The sequence below is a fragment of the Actinomadura macrotermitis genome, assembly GCF_009604375.1.
In the GTDB taxonomy this organism is placed as follows: domain Bacteria; phylum Actinomycetota; class Actinomycetes; order Streptosporangiales; family Streptosporangiaceae; genus Spirillospora; species Spirillospora macrotermitis.
Genome location: NZ_WEGH01000002.1, coordinates 17,832 through 31,827 on the forward strand (window position 1 = coordinate 17,832; position 13,996 = coordinate 31,827).

Below are 13,996 nucleotides of genomic sequence, written 5' to 3' on the forward strand. Positions count from 1 at the left end.
AACAACCGCCCGCAGATCCAGCACCAGTACCCCCGCACCTGCGAAGCAGCCCGCCAGAGGAAGCACCCACAGCAGAGCCATCGGCCACACACAGGCCCGACGCCAGTGCCCCACACCTACGGGACCGACCATCCGTCAAAACAAGCCACCCTGCGAGGCAACCATCGGCCGCATGCAGGCCCGGCGCCATGAACCCCGCGCCCGGCAGGAGGTGACCACGGCCTCGACTTCTGATTTCCCGTCTACAGGAGGTGACGGTGACCCGCCGCCAACGATCTCCACGGCTGCGGAACAGGCCGACGAAGGAGGCCGCCCCTGCGAGGCCGACGACCACACCATCGGCCATCCGCAGGAGCAGCGCCAGTGTTCCCTGCGCCTGTGGAGCCAGCCCTCAGAAACAACACCCCGCGACGCCACCGGCCGCCGGCAGGTCGGCGCCAGCATCCCCGCCCCTGTGAGACCAGCCCTCAGAGGCAGCACCCCATGACGCCACCGGCCACCCCCAGCGTCCCCGCGCTTGTGGAATCAGCCCTCAGGGTGGCGCCCCACGACGCCATCGGCCGCCCCCAGGCCAACGCCAGCGTCCCCGCGTCTGCGGGAGTAGCCCTCAGAGGCGACACCCCGCGACGCCACCGGCTGCCGGCAGGCCAACGCCAGCGTCCCTGCACCTGTGAGACCAGCTCTTAGAAGCGGCACCCATGACGCCACCGGCTGCTGGCAGGGCGGCGCCAGCATCCCCGCGTCTGCGGGACCAGCCCTCAGAGACGGCATCGCGCGACGCCATCGGCTGCCGGCAGGTCGGCGCCAGCGTCCCCGCCCCTGCGGGACCAGCGCTCAGAGACGGCACCCCATGACGCCACCGGCCGCCCACAGGCCGGCGCCAGGGGGCAACACGCTTACAGGGAGGTGAGCAGGGACTCCAGGAAGGCCACGACTCCAGCGGGGCCGTCGACGACGACGTCGGCGCGGTCGGCCAGCGCCGTGACCTCGGTGGAGCCGCTGCAGACCTTCACGCCGGGGACGCCCTTCTCGCGCAGGGCGTCGATGGCGTCGTAGGCGGCCAGGTCGCCCAGGTCGTCGCCGGCGAACAGCACCGCACTGGGAGAGGAGGCGCGTGATCGCAGGAAGTCGTTCAGTGCCTTGCCCTTGTCCATGCCGGGCGGGCGCAGTTCGAGGACGTACCGGCCGGGCTCGACCGCCAGCCCGGTGCGTTCGGCGAGAGCGTCCAGGAGGCCGCGCAGCCGGTCGAGCGCGACCTGCGGCTCGGCGCAGCGGCGGGTGTGCACCGCGAGCGCCTGGCCCTTGTCCTCGACATAGACCTCCGGCGGGGCGCCGGACGCCTTGAGGATCTCGGGCACCTTGGCGCGCGCCTCGGCGACGCCCGGGGGCGGCTCGGGCGTGACGAGCTCGCCGCCCTCCCAGCGTTCGAGGCCGTACTGGCCGAGCACGACCAGCCCGTCGATGCCCTCGAGGCCGCCGTACTCGACGGCCAGGGCGGCGGGGCGGCCGGTGATGATGACCAGCGCGCCCACCTGCGGGGCCAGCCGGGCCAGCGCGGGCGCCGCGCCCGGATGGGCCCGGGCCGAGGCCGGGTCGGGCACGATCGGGGCCAGGGTGCCGTCGAAGTCGAAGCCGAGCACGGCGCCGGAGGGGGCGCCGCGCAGCGCGTCGAGGCCGGCCGCGCCGGCGGTCGTCTTGGATCGGGGAGTGTTCACCTGACCAGTGTTGGACACCTAGGGCCGGATGCCGAGGCGACGCGCGGCGCGCTGCCGTTGCCGCTGGGTGCGCATCCGGCGCAGCCGCTTGACGAGCATCGGATCGTGCTCGAGCGCCTCGGGCCGGTCGATCACGATGTTGAGGAGCTGGTAGTACCGCGTCGCCGACATGTCGAACAGTTCACGGATCGCCTGCTCCTTGGCTCCGGCGTACTTCCACCACTGCCGCTCGAAGGCGAGGATCTGGCGGTCGCGCTCGGAGAGGAGGTCGGCCGGGAAGGCGTCGTCGTCCTCCAGGCCCGCGTTCATCGGTTCCAGGGCTGAGCCGTCGTTCATGCTGCCGTCCTGATCAGGGCCCGTGGCCGGGGGCGTTCGCCGCCGGCTCCTGAGTCCCCTCTGTGGTCACTAATCCCGGGCTGTCCGGGTTCGGCCGGTGCCATGCTACGCGTCCGGGACGACATCCACCGGCGGTTCACCGGGAACGGCCCGGACGCCCCAGTGGATCACATCGGGCCGCGCACACCGGCCGGTGAACGCATCCGGCGTGGCGGGCCGAAGCCCGGCAAAAGCATGTAGAGTACATCTGTATCGTCCGGTATTCGCGATGACGATCCGAAGCGGAGGAACGGAGCATGGCGGCGGAAGAACGGCCCGGAGACCTGCCCGACCAGGTCCTCGCGGACATCTCGCTCGCACTGTTCCACCTGCGCCGGGTGTGGATCAAACCCGACCTGGTGAAACGGATCCGCGCCCAGACCTCCGGCGGCCCGGGCGGCCGTCCCCTCCAGCTCTCCAACCTGATGGTCGTGCACGTCGTCGCGGCCCTGTCCTCCGAGTGCGGCATGCAGGAACCGGCGGGCGAGGTCACCGTGGGCGCCGTCGCCGACCGCCTGGAGATCGACCCGTCCACGGCCAGCCGGCTCGTCGGCCACGCCATCGACACCGGCCTGCTCTCCCGCCGCCCGTCCCCCCACGACGCCCGCCGCGCCAACCTGGGCCTCACCGAGGCGGGCCTGCGCGTCAAGCAGGTCGCCGACCGCTTCCGCCGCGCCTACCTGGACGAGCTGATGGCCGAGTGGACACCCGGCGAGCGGGCCATGTTCGCGGACCTGCTCACCCGGTTCGCCCAGGCGGCCGCCCAGAAGCCGATGGACCCCGACCTCGACAAGATCTTCAAGGAAGCCCGGGCGGACTGACCCCGAAGCCCGCTTCCCGGTGCGCCAGGCGGCCCGCCGCCGCTCGGCTCCCCGGAACAGACGCACCCGTCTCAGAACAAGGCGTCCCGCTCCGGCTCACCACCGGCGCGAAACGCCTTCCACGCGGGCCGTACCCACCCATTTCACTTCCCGGGCGTGCGCTCCCGAGCACGACCGGACGCTGTGGCGGGCCCGCCACAGCGCCTCAGCCGGTCATTCGCCGTACCGGAGGGCCGCCATGCGCGACTGGTAGTCGTCCTCGTCGATCTCACCGCGGGCGAAGCGGTCGGCGAGCGTCGCGCGGGCCTGGTTCATCGGGTCGGCCTTGGCCGCGTTCGTGGCCGCCGTCGCGTTGACACGGCGGCGCATCAGGTAGAATGCGGCGCCGAAGACCACCAGCCAGAACAGCCCGAACGTGATCGGGAACACCGGCCAGTAGGCGGGAGCGTCCCCGCCGTCCTGCCAGGGCCCCGGATGGACCTGCAGCGCCGTCAGCATCGTCATCGACCTCCTTGTTGCGGATAAGCCGATGGTCGGCGACAGGTACGCCCCCGGACATCGTCCGGCCGGCTGCACCTGGGCTACGCCCGCTGGAGTAGCAGGACGGTTTCCACTACCGCAATAGACCCAAAGGAGCCGCTGCCCTTGGCCATCCCGCCGATTCCCCCGGTCGGCAGCGTGACCGCGCCTGCCGGAGTCGCAGCTCGGACTCCCGCCACAACGGCGGACGGCAGTGCTTTTCAATCAGAGGGCACGTTCGGCGTCCGATCCGGCGGAACCATCCGCGTCGATGCCGAAGGGGGTGCTGCCCCTCGCCCTGTCAGCAGCGTGACCGTGCCGCCGGAGCCGCAGGTCAGGCTCCCACCACAACGGCGGGCGACAGTCCTTCTCTCCAAACAGAGGACACCTTCGACGCGCGGCCAGCGGAACCATCCGCAGCGACGCCGAAGGGACTGCTGCCTTCGCCCTGCCAACAGCGTGACCGCGACCGCCGGAGTCACAGGACGGGCTCCCGCCATAACGGCGGACGGCAGTGCTTTTTCAATCAGAGGATGCGTTCGACGTCCGATCCAGCGGAACCGTCCGCATCGTCGCCGAAAAGGGTGCTGCCCTTCGCCCCACTAGCAACATGACCGCGACCACCGGCGTCGCAGGGCGGGTCCGGTTACCACCACGGCGGGCGGTAGTCCTCCTCGTCGACCGGGCGAGGGCGTTTGGGGGCCTGCACCTGCGGGTCTTCGGCCAGTCCCGGTGGTGGGGACGACGGAACGGCGCTGGTCGGGAACTCGTCCAGCAGCGGCCGGGCGGGCGGAGGCTCCGCCGCCGGAGCGGGGGACCCCTCTTCGGCCAGGGGCGACTCCCCTAGCGCGTCCCGGCGGAACCGCTCCCAGTCGTCGTTGTCGAAGGGGGCGCTGTCCTCGGGCGTCTCGCTCTGGTCAGCGGCGCGGCCGAACCCGTTCACCGCCGAACCGTCCCAGCCGATCGCGTCCGCCGGTCCAGGCGCCTCCTCCAGGCCGCTCCCGGGTGCCGAGCCGCGGCCGCCCTGGTCCAGCAAGCCGTGTCCCGGCTGGTCCACCGGGGAACCGCCGGCTTCCGGCGCGCCGTTCACGCCTGCCGGCTCGTAACCGGGTTGGGGCGGACCGTCCCAGCCGGTCCCGTTCACCGGCTCTGGTGTTCCGGCCGTGCCGTAGGCGGTTCCGGTTCCCGGCGCCCCATTCAGGGCCGTCCCATCGCTTCGACCATGACCGGGATCGGCCTGGCCGCTCTCGTCTGCGGGGCCGGTCCATGGCGTTGAGCCGGCGGCCGATGCGCCGCTCAGGCCCAGTCCGCTCGCCGGGCCGTGTGCGGTGGCTCCCGGCGCGCTCTCCAGGCCGGTCCACGGTGTTGAACCGTGGCCGGGGCCGGCGGATGGCGAACCGGTCCAGCCGGTCTCGTCCGCCGCGGCATAGGGGGCGCCCTGCGCATCTGCCCGGCCATGTGCGGAGCCGGTTGCCGGGCCGGACATCGGCGGGGCGGGGCTGCGGGTCTCGACCGCCGCGCCATATGCGGCTCCTGGCGCATCTGCCGGGGCGGTCAGGTCGAGGGCGCCCGGCGCAGGACCGGTCGTGCCGGCGTTGGATGCCAGGCCGTGGGCTTCGGCCATGGCCGGCTCGGGGCGACCTTCGTCGAAGGGGTCCGGTTCGTCTCCCGGGCGGCGGCGCTGGCGCCAGCCGAGGATCAGCCCGGCCAGGACGACGACACCGCCACCGCCGACGATGCCGACGATCAGCGTCTCGGTGCCCTGCTCGGCGTCGTGGGCGACCGGGGTCGGCTGGGCGGCCGGCGCCGGCGGGGCCGCGACCTTGCCGTGCGCCGTCCGGTTGAGCCTGCCCGCCGCCGTCAGGGCGCGGGTCGCGTCGAGCGGGCCGGCGCAGGTGGAGGTGCCCGTCGGCTGCCCCGGGCGGGCCGGCGAGCCCTGCACCAGCGCCTGGCGGACCTGGTCGGGGGTCAGCTTGGGGTAGCGGGAGCGGATCAGCGCGGCCACGCCGGCGACCAGGGCCGAGGACGGGCTGGTGCCGGTGCCGACGACGTAGCCGCTGCCGGTGTCCGCGCTGACGATCTCCACGCCGGGCGCGCACACCGCGACGTAGGGGCGGCGGTTGCTGTCCTTCCACAGCCGCCCCTTCTGGTCCAGCGCGCCGACGGCGATCACGCCCGGGTAGGCGGCGGGGAAGTTCTTGCGGTTGGCGCCGGCGCCGTCGTTGCCGGCCGACGCGATCAGCACGACGCCCTTGTCGAGCGCGTACCGGATGGCCGACTCCTCGGTGCTGTTGCCGTTGTAGAGCAACTGGCCGCCGCCGAGGGACATGTTGATGATCCCCGCACCGTGGTCCACGGCGTAGCGGATGCCCTGCGCCACCGCCGCGTTGCGGTTGTGGCCGACCTGGGCGCCGTTCTGCCGCATCGGGTCGTCGTTCTCCCAGGTGACCCGGATCGACAGGACGCGGCTCTGCGGCGCGACCCCGATGACGCCCTCCTGCTGGCCGGCGCCGTGGCCGTGCCCGGCGATGATGCTGGCCATCGAGGTGCCGTGCAGGCCCCAGTACTTGCTGCCGGGGCGCCGGGCGCCGCCGGTGAGGTCGGGGCCGGTGTCGACGCGGCCGACCAGGTCGGGGTGGCGTTTGTCGACGCCGGTGTCCAGCACCGCGACGGTGACGTCGGCGCCCTTGGACCACTTCCAGGCGCGCGGCACCCGCATCGCGTTCAGGTGCCACTCGCGGGCGCGGATCTGGTCGGTGGGCGCCGCGAGCAGGGCGCCGGCCGCGGCGCCGCGGACGTGGCGGGCGCGGTGGTCCGGGCCGTCCTCGGGGGCCAGCGCGGCGGGGACGGCGACGGCGGCGGTGAGGGTCAGCGCGGTCAGCGCCGCGGCGGTGCGGGCGCCGAGGCGGGGTTGCGGCAGGGAACGGCGGCGACGCGCGTGGGACACCCGCCGCACCTCCTCCCGGCAGCCGGCCGCGGACCGTGGGACGTCCGCTGCGGCACGGAACCCGGGCGCCTCGGTGGCCCCGGCCCCTCGTCGCGCCCCGGCCGACCCGCGAGACGCGAGTTGACATTCTGCCACGCCGCCCGGTGCCCGCTCGGGCACTCGGCGCATGAGGGCACGCTTCCGGACAGCGCGGGACTTCCGGCCGCGTCCACCTGCCCGGAGGATATCGGGCTGGGGAACGTGTCCCGGCCCGCGGTGGATCAGGAGCAGGTGCCGTACGGCTGGTCGCAGTGCAGGGCGCGGCCGCCGAGGGACGGGCGGATCCTGTCGACCAGCTCGCCGGGCCCGGTCACCAGCCAGTTGGGGCCCTGCAGGATCGCGAACGCGCCCTGCTCGCCGAGCGCGCTCTGCCCGACGCCGCTGCGCCAGCCCTCCAGCGCCGTCTGCATGCTGATGCCCATGCCGGGGGTGATGACGGTCGCGGCGACGTAGTGGCCGTCGTAGCGGCATTCGACGCGGGTGCCGTCGGCGTCGCAGCCGGTCGCCCCGTTCGCCCGCAGCGCCGCCGCGATCTGCCCGGTGTTCTGCTGGGGGCGGGCGCTGGCCGCGGGACGGGCGGCGTCGTCGTCGCCGTCGCCCATCACGAACGCGGCGACTCCCGCGGTGGCCAGGACGGTGCCGCCGATCGCGCCGGCCAAGGCGAGCAAGGGCTTGGGCTTCATGCCGTCCAGCATGCCCTACCGCTCGGTAACCTCTGGCCGGAAAACGGTGTTAGGCCGACCACGTAAGCACCCACTGCCACCTGCGCAAAGGACCCCTCCGCAAGGGAGGGGCCCGGGGGCGGGGGCGCGGTGGCTCAGACCGAGCCGGCGCCCGTCAGCGAACGGACCGACAGGTCGTCGTAGTGCTCGGGGTCGGCCTTCTCGCGGCCGAGCAGCGTGCCGAGGACGGCGCACAGGAACCCGAACGGGATCGACACCAGGCCGGGGTTCTCCATCGGGAACACGTGGAAGTCGACGCCGAGCGGGAACAGCGACTGGCTCGCGCCCGTCACCGGGTCGACCTTGCCGGAGACCACCGGCGACAGGAAGACCAGCACCAGCGAGCTGAGCAGGCCGCCGTAGATGCCCGCCACCACCCCGGCGGTGTTGAACCGCTTCCAGAACAGCGACAGCGTGATGGCGGGCAGGTTCGCCGCGGCCGCCATCGCGAACGCCAGCGCCACCAGGAACGCGACGTTGAGGTTGCGGGCGATCACCGCGAGCACGACGGCGAAGGTGCCGATGAGCAGCGCCGAGAAGCGCGCCACCGCGACCTCCTGCGACTCGCGCGGCCGGCCGAGCATCAGCACGTGGCCGAAGAAGTCGTGCGCGAGCGAGGTGGACGAGGCCAGCACCAGGCCCGACACCACCGCCAGGATCGTGGCGAACGCGACGGCGGCGATGAAGGCCAGCAGGATCTCGCCGCCGACGCGGCCGCCGATGTGCTGCCCGACCGCCTGGGCGAGCTGCGGCGCGGCGGTGTTGCCCGCCGGGTCCTGGGCGACGATGGCGGCCCGGCCGACCAGCGCGGACGCGCCGAACCCGAGGGCGAGCGTCATCAGGTAGAACACGCCGACCAGCCCGATCGCCCAGTTCACCGAGGTGCGGGCGGCGCGCGCGTCGGGCACGGTGAAGAACCGGGTGATGATGTGCGGCAGGCCGGCGGTGCCGAGGATCAGCGCCAGCGCGAGGCTGATGAAGTCCAGCTTGTTGAGCAGGGTCCGCGCGGGGTCGCCGGGGACCTCCCGGCCGTATTTCAGGCCGGGCTGCAGGAACGCGTCCTTCTTGCCGCTGGCCTCGGCGGCCGAGCCGAGCAGCGAGCTCAGGTTGAACCCGAACCTGGCCAGCACCAGCAGCGTCAGCACGAACGCGCCGGCGAGCAGCAGCCCCGCCTTGACGATCTGCACCCAGGTGGTGCCCTTCATGCCGCCGAACATCACATAGACGATCATCAGCGCGCCGACCGCGACGATCGTCAGCGTCTTGGCGGTGCCGGCCGACATCCCCAGGAAGCTCTCGCCGGGGTGGATGCCGAGCAGCAGCGACACCAGGGCGCCCGCGCCGACCATCTGCGCCAGCAGGTAGAACACCGACACCGTCACCGTCGACACGGCGGCGGCGGTGCGCACCGGGGGCTGCCGCATCCGGTGCGCGAGCACGTCGGCCATGGTGAACCGGCCGGCGTTGCGCATCAGCTCGACGAACAGCAGCGTGAGCAGCCAGGCCACCAGGAAGCCGATGGAGTACAGGAAACCGTCGTATCCCGACAGCGCGATGATCCCGGCGATGCCGAGGAACGACGCCGCCGACATGTAGTCGCCGGCGAGCGCGATGCCGTTCTGCGGGCCGGAGAACATCCGGCCGCCCGCATAGAAGTCGTCGGCGCTCTTGGTGTTGACGCGCGCCCAGATCGTGATGGCGAGGGTGATGCCGATGAACGCCAGGAACATCCCGAACGTCAGCGCGCGGCCGCCGACGTTCCCGGTGGCCGCGGTGGCGAGCGGCGCGGCGGGCGCGGCGCTCACCGCAGCCATCCCGGATCCGGCCGGACGGGGCCGGCCCAGCCCTCGCGGCCGCGCTGCTCGGTGTCGTGCTGCTCGATGCCGTGCTGCTCGACGCCGCGCGGTCCGGCGTGCGGTTCGGGCGCGGCGCCCGGGACGTGGCCCGGCAGCGCGCCGAAGCCGGGACGCAGCCGCGGCCCGCCGTCGGCGTCGTGCGGCGCCCGGCGGGCGAACGGCACGCCGGGGGCCTGGTCGGCCTCGGCCCGCAGCACCTGCGCGAGCGGGTCCAGGACCCGGCGCGCGTAGGCGGTGTAGCACCAGGCCAGCAGGAACGTCGAGGCGAACTGCAGCACCCCGAGCAGCAGCGCGACGTTGATGTTGCCGATCACCGGCTGCGCCATGAGCCCGCGGGCAAACGCCGACAACAGCACGTACAGCAGGTACCAGCCCATGAACGTGGCGACGACGGTCAGCGCCAGCCGCCGGAACCTCATCCGCAGCAGTCGGAACCTCTCGTCCTGCGCCATCGCCGCATAGCGTTTCGGCTGCCTTTGCCGGGCATGGCCGCTGCCCCTGCGCTCGGGCGGCCCTGAGTCCCAGACCATCCGGCCCTCCCCTGACCCATTATGACTCTGTGTAGTGACGTCATCACTATGAGATCAAAGAATGATGCCAGTCAGTGGCCAGTTTGCGAGAACGCGGGAAAAAGTCGCCACGGCAAGGTCAACCTTGCCCGCAAGCAACCCCAGTTCATCCGGAATTGCGGCGAATCCACCGGAATGCCGCGTCGCGGGCCCAGGGAGAGCGGAGACCCGGCGAACGGCCTTCCCACGCGGCGGAACCCACCGAACGGCCTGTTCAGAGGGCAACACTACGACTCATCCGTCACCCTCCGCACTCACTTCGGCAATCTCGCTCGTTTTCCTCGCTCAGGCGCCTGGACCGCCGATGACCGGCCCCTCGGGCCACAAGCGGGCCAGATCGGACGGCGTGAGCGGTTCGCGATAAGCAGCGTGAAGCACCTTCGACGCCACTTCCCCACCGGCCTCGGCCAATGCGGCAAACCAGTCGACTCCGGCCGGATAGGCCCACAGATACGACCGCAGCATCGGGTCCGCGCCCCGGCCGGCGAGCGGGAGCGCGATGGCCTTGTCCGTCAGCCAGGGCAGGCGCGCGCGCATCCGGTCGGCGCATTCGACGGCGGGGGTTCCCTCGTTGATGGCCACATGCGACCAGGCCCGGACGAGCTGCACGTAGTGATCGAGCCGCACGCGCGCCGTGAGCACCTCGTCGTCCAGGGAAAGGAACAGCGGCCACGCCTGCGCGAGCCCCTCCAAGGCCACCTGGTGCAGGGCGTGCACCGACAGCAACCGCACCCACGGCACGTCCTCCCGCGCCGCGCGCTCGGCCAGGCTCGCGCTCTGCAATCCGTGCCCGAGCACCTCGTGCAGGGCGAACTGCCGCGCGCCGACCTGCGTGAAGTCCACGTTCGGCAGGTTGAGGCGCAGCCGCACGTCGGGCCCCGCCCCGTCGAGCCAGTACGCCCAGTACGCCTCGACCTCGGCCGTCTCGATGCTCAGGTTGTAGCGCGCGGTGCTCCCGGTGAGCGCGCGCACGGCGGGCTCCAGTTCCGCGACGGCCGCGCGGATGGCGTCGGGCGCGTCCGCCACGTCGAGCCGCCCTTCGAGCCGCCGCAGCTCCTCATTGGCCTCGGGTCCCCAGGCGATGCCGAGGTCGGCGAGGGCCGCCCGCGCCTGCGCGCCGCGCTGCTCGGTGTACTCCTCCGTCCACCCGCGCGCCTCGCACCCCTGGGTGACGCGCACGTAGTCGTTCAGCGCGGGCCGCTCCCCGAGCAGCGCGCCGAGGTAGGCCAGGTCCGCGTCGAGCCGGGCCGCCACGGGCCCTTCGGCCCGCGCCCGCAGCGCGGCGAGCCGCCGGTGAACAGTGAGCCGGTCGGACGCGGGCGGCGGCGCGTCCCCGCCGGGCACACAGTCATAGTCGATCACCGGATCGCCGCCGCGCCCCACCTCGAAGGCGTCCCATTCGCGCAGCACACCCTCGACCTCATCGCGCACGCTCACACGCCACTCCCCCACTCGGCACTCCCCCGCAGCCTAGGGATTCGGCGTCCTTCCGGGGATACGCACACAAGGGCCGGCGACGGTATTGTGAGGCCTGCCGCCTGAGCGCGGCAGGCCCCTGTAGCTCAGTTGGCCAGAGCAGCCGCCTTGTAAGCGGCAGGTCGCCGGTTCGAACCCGGCCGGGGGCTCCTACCGCCTCTGAGCAGCGAGAACACCGATAACGGGTTGATCACCGCCGGTGTACACCGCTGAGACAGAGGAAAACTTCCAGGCGATGGGAACGATCAGTCCCCGGCAGCCGAAGAACCTGGCCGCAGGCCCGTTCCAAGCTGCGATCAACTCGTTCACCCTCCATCTCCACGCCGAACGAAAGGCAGAGAAGACCGTCCGCACCTACGTCCTGGCCGCTCGGTGGTTCGCCGCGGAGCACCTTCTCGGCAAGACCGAGCACACGGACTGGGACGAGGTCGTCGCGGACGACATCCGGGCGTGGACCGTGTGGCTGCTGGAGCGCTACTCCGACAGCTACGCCAACAACCAGTACCGAGCCCTGCAGCAGTTCTTCAAGCAGCTCGTCCCGATGACCAAACCCAGCCCGCCCACGGTGGGCGAGAGGGTCATCCCGGTCTTCAAGGCAGTCCTTCGAGCAGCGCCGCGACTACGCGATCCTGTCGCTTTTCAAGGCGGCAGGGCTTCGTCTCTCCGAACTGGTCGGCATCCAGTACGACTCCTGTCCCCAGCGCAGCGACCTCTGCCTACTTCGCCGCTAGGTACTCGTGCTGGTGGCGTTGTCGAAGGTGACGATGTCGGTGCACCGTGGGACTGCGGATCGACATGGACGGTGGCGACGGCGAGCTGGGGAATCGCGTGCTCGACGTCGACGGCGCTCATGAGCCGGCAGCAGGCCTGGCGAAGCACCGACAGGATCGCGACGGTGATGAGCAGGCTGACGATCGGGTCGGCCTCGCGCCAGCCCACGGCAGCTCTGGCCGCACCGGCCAGGACGGCCAGGAGGTGAAGCCGTCGGTGTGGGCGTGTAGCCCGCCAGCGACGAGCGCGGCCGATCCGAATGCGCTAGCGCGTTGCCGGTGGACGGTCGTTGCCACCTGGTGTGGGGTGACGCCCTGCCGTTCGTCGAGCTCCTTCGCACTGGACGGCCATTGCCAACCCTGGACGGACGCCAGGATCTCCAGTTCAGCCCTCCAGGTGGGCGACTGCGAGCGTTCGAACGGCGTTGATGGCCGAGACCGTGCCGCCTGATGCAGCGTGGTACGGATCCAATCGTCGAAGAGAACAGTACGAACTCAATAAAGCAGTGAACTGCCGGTTCAGGCAGGGACGCTGATCTTGCCTGCCTCTGGAAGCAGTCCGCCTCACCCGGCAGGGCCTGCCAGGAAGCCGCGCCGTTCAGCTTCATGGCGCAGCACGGGTCTGATGCAAAAAAGCGAGCCGACAGGTGATTCAGCGGATGTCGGTGCCTGTGGTTAAGGTGCCGAGATCTTGATCTTGTTGTCTCCATAGTGAAGGTGAAGCCTTATGGGCCTGTGGGACAGCTGCGTTCCAGACGATTCGCAGATCGTGTTCGCGCGCGGTCTGCCGCTCGCCGGCCTGATACAGCACATCCGCGAGGTGAACCGGGAGGTGATCTGCAGCGGGGAGGCGAACGGCTGGGCATGGGTGGTACACCCGATGGCCAATCCCGAGGCCGATGACTGGGATATGGCAGGCCATCTCCCGGCATCCCGAGGCGGGGTGGAGGTCGTGGAGTTCGTCACCGACCCGTGCAGCGCCAAAGCGCACGCGCCTCAGTTCAGCTATGCCCGCGACGGTCGCTGGATCCTGCACTTCAGTCTGGACGATGTGGAACAGCGAGTCGGTGACAACCCCGACTACCTCTCCCCGGAACTGCTCGCCGCCGGGGTCATCGGCCCTGACGCGTGGAACGAGGACGACGATGACGAGGCCTACGAGCGAGCGGAGGAGGACATAGTCCGAGTGATCACGGCGTTCTTCCAACTCCCCTCGCCACCATTGTCGACGACGGTGGAGGCGGCGCCGTGAGCTGGGTTCAGGGAGCCGACGGCGAGGTGTTCGTGACGTTCGGCCGGGGCCTCGGCCTCACCGAGATCACTGCCCTCATCACCGAATACGGCAAAACCCCGATCACCGCCTCGGGTGAGACTTCGGGATGGGCGTGGTGTGTGCAGCCCGCCCATCCGCGCACCGGCCACCTTCCCTACGCCGGCCCCAACGACCTGGCCAGGGCACTCACACACCAGGACGGCGCGGAGACGGTGTTCCTGTCCACCTGGGTGTGCGACTGCCCCGCAGAGCAGCGGATCAACCAGCAAGCATGCCGGAACCATCCCATCCAGTTCGCGCACTACCGAGAGGGGTTCGAGACCATGTACTTCAACTTCGGCGGCCGCGAAAGCCACCGGGGCGGCTGGCACGCTGATTTCCTCCTACCTCAGTTGCTGGCAGAACGCATCGTCGGACGCGACACCTCCCGGTACGACGCCGACCCCGCCTTCAACGCCGACGGCGCGCACACGGTGGCGATCATCGCTGAGCATTTCGCGTTGCCCTCGCCCCCGCTGGCATTGCCGGACAGGACACACCGCTGACCTCCGACCGGCCAATGTGTCTCGGTTGGACACGGTTCGATTGCGGCAAGCCGTCCGCTCAGCCCATGAACTCCCTGATTACGGACTACACCCATCGTCGAACGGGGCAGCGGCAATCAGCGGGGAGCCGTGGCCGCACAGTTGTTCACCTCGATACCACCTGTCAACGGTGACGACCGGCGGCCGGCCGTTGTCATACCCACCCGAACCTTGCAGACAGGGAGCTGTGCATCCCCTCAACCATGACGACCGGTGCACGGTCGTTGCAACGTTGGCCGCGCCTCCATCGTCCCAGCGGAGCCGCATGCTTTAACGGTGACGACCGGTGCACGGTCGTTGCAACCGCTACAACCTCGTCCCGGTGCAAGG

The 13,996-nt window shown here is 71.2% G+C and carries 12 protein-coding genes and 1 tRNA gene; 5 read left to right on the top strand and 8 right to left on the bottom strand.

Going from position 1 to position 13,996, the window contains the following annotated elements; all coding sequences use genetic code 11:
• Positions 1-896: 896 nt before the first annotated feature.
• Both otsB and ACRB68_RS11825 read right to left on the bottom strand, forming a co-directional pair.
• A complete protein-coding gene (otsB, locus tag ACRB68_RS11820) occupies positions 897-1,715 on the bottom strand; it encodes a trehalose-phosphatase (RefSeq protein WP_328594090.1) in 819 nt (272 codons plus the stop codon).
• An 18-nt stretch (positions 1,716-1,733) separates the two neighbouring features.
• Entirely contained in the window at positions 1,734-2,024 is a 291-nt protein-coding gene (locus ACRB68_RS11825) for a DUF3263 domain-containing protein (RefSeq protein WP_235959474.1), read from the bottom strand.
• A 323-nt stretch (positions 2,025-2,347) separates the two neighbouring features.
• Between ACRB68_RS11825 and ACRB68_RS11830 the strand changes: the two genes are divergently transcribed.
• A complete protein-coding gene (locus tag ACRB68_RS11830; protein WP_153532587.1) occupies positions 2,348-2,911 on the top strand; it encodes a MarR family winged helix-turn-helix transcriptional regulator in 564 nt (187 codons plus the stop codon).
• A 213-nt stretch (positions 2,912-3,124) separates the two neighbouring features.
• On the opposite strand, the gene ACRB68_RS11835 is transcribed toward ACRB68_RS11830, so the two are convergent.
• The 6 genes from ACRB68_RS11835 to ACRB68_RS11860 form a co-directional block, all read right to left on the bottom strand.
• Positions 3,125-3,415 (bottom strand): SHOCT domain-containing protein, encoded by a 291-nt coding sequence (locus ACRB68_RS11835; protein ID WP_153532588.1) that lies wholly within the window; start codon positions 3,413-3,415, stop codon positions 3,125-3,127.
• A gap of 661 nt (positions 3,416-4,076) precedes the next feature.
• Positions 4,077-6,377: a S8 family serine peptidase gene (locus tag ACRB68_RS11840; RefSeq protein WP_194293284.1), complete on the bottom strand. Its 2,301-nt coding sequence runs from the start codon at positions 6,375-6,377 to the stop codon at positions 4,077-4,079.
• 260 nt (positions 6,378-6,637) lie between these two features.
• Positions 6,638-7,099 carry a hypothetical protein gene (locus ACRB68_RS11845; protein WP_153532590.1) on the bottom strand — a complete coding sequence of 154 codons (462 nt, stop codon included), beginning with the start codon at positions 7,097-7,099 and terminating at the stop codon, positions 6,638-6,640.
• A gap of 134 nt (positions 7,100-7,233) precedes the next feature.
• Positions 7,234-8,952, bottom strand: coding sequence for a solute symporter family protein (locus ACRB68_RS11850; protein WP_153532591.1), 1,719 nt, complete (start codon positions 8,950-8,952; stop codon positions 7,234-7,236).
• A complete protein-coding gene (locus ACRB68_RS11855) occupies positions 8,940-9,446 on the bottom strand; it encodes a DUF485 domain-containing protein (protein ID WP_153532592.1) in 507 nt (168 codons plus the stop codon). Before ACRB68_RS11855 ends, ACRB68_RS11850 begins: the two co-directional genes overlap by 13 nt.
• Before the next feature lie 402 nt (positions 9,447-9,848).
• Entirely contained in the window at positions 9,849-11,000 is a 1,152-nt protein-coding gene (locus tag ACRB68_RS11860) for a hypothetical protein (RefSeq protein WP_328594091.1), read from the bottom strand.
• Between the two features lie 114 nt (positions 11,001-11,114).
• Between ACRB68_RS11860 and ACRB68_RS11865 the strand changes: the two genes are divergently transcribed.
• From ACRB68_RS11865 to ACRB68_RS11880, 4 genes are all read left to right on the top strand, one after another.
• Positions 11,115-11,188 (top strand) — tRNA-Thr (locus ACRB68_RS11865).
• 50 nt (positions 11,189-11,238) lie between these two features.
• Positions 11,239-12,018, top strand: coding sequence for a phage integrase N-terminal SAM-like domain-containing protein (locus ACRB68_RS11870; RefSeq protein ID WP_153532593.1), 780 nt, complete (start codon positions 11,239-11,241; stop codon positions 12,016-12,018).
• A 518-nt stretch (positions 12,019-12,536) separates the two neighbouring features.
• On the top strand, positions 12,537-13,061 hold the full coding sequence (locus ACRB68_RS11875) for a hypothetical protein (protein ID WP_153532594.1): 525 nt from the start codon (positions 12,537-12,539) through the stop codon (positions 13,059-13,061).
• Positions 13,058-13,627, top strand: a complete 570-nt coding sequence (locus tag ACRB68_RS11880; protein WP_207709667.1) for a hypothetical protein — start codon at positions 13,058-13,060, stop codon at positions 13,625-13,627. Before ACRB68_RS11875 ends, ACRB68_RS11880 begins: the two co-directional genes overlap by 4 nt.
• Positions 13,628-13,996 lie beyond the last annotated feature (369 nt).

Bases quoted from the DNA above. Each gene is read 5' to 3' on its own strand.
- ACRB68_RS11825 (WP_235959474.1), bottom strand. From the start codon at position 2,024: ATGAACGCGGGCCTGGAGGACGACGACGCCTTCCCGGCCGACCTCCTC.
- ACRB68_RS11845 (WP_153532590.1), bottom strand. From the start codon at position 7,099: ATGAAGCCCAAGCCCTTGCTCGCCTTGGCCGGCGCGATCGGCGGCACC.
- ACRB68_RS11855 (WP_153532592.1), bottom strand. From the start codon at position 9,446: ATGGCGCAGGACGAGAGGTTCCGACTGCTGCGGATGAGGTTCCGGCGG.
- ACRB68_RS11830 (WP_153532587.1), top strand. From the start codon at position 2,348: ATGGCGGCGGAAGAACGGCCCGGAGACCTGCCCGACCAGGTCCTCGCG.
- ACRB68_RS11850 (WP_153532591.1), bottom strand. From the start codon at position 8,952: ATGGCTGCGGTGAGCGCCGCGCCCGCCGCGCCGCTCGCCACCGCGGCC.
- ACRB68_RS11875 (WP_153532594.1), top strand. From the start codon at position 12,537: ATGGGCCTGTGGGACAGCTGCGTTCCAGACGATTCGCAGATCGTGTTC.
- ACRB68_RS11835 (WP_153532588.1), bottom strand. From the start codon at position 3,415: ATGACGATGCTGACGGCGCTGCAGGTCCATCCGGGGCCCTGGCAGGAC.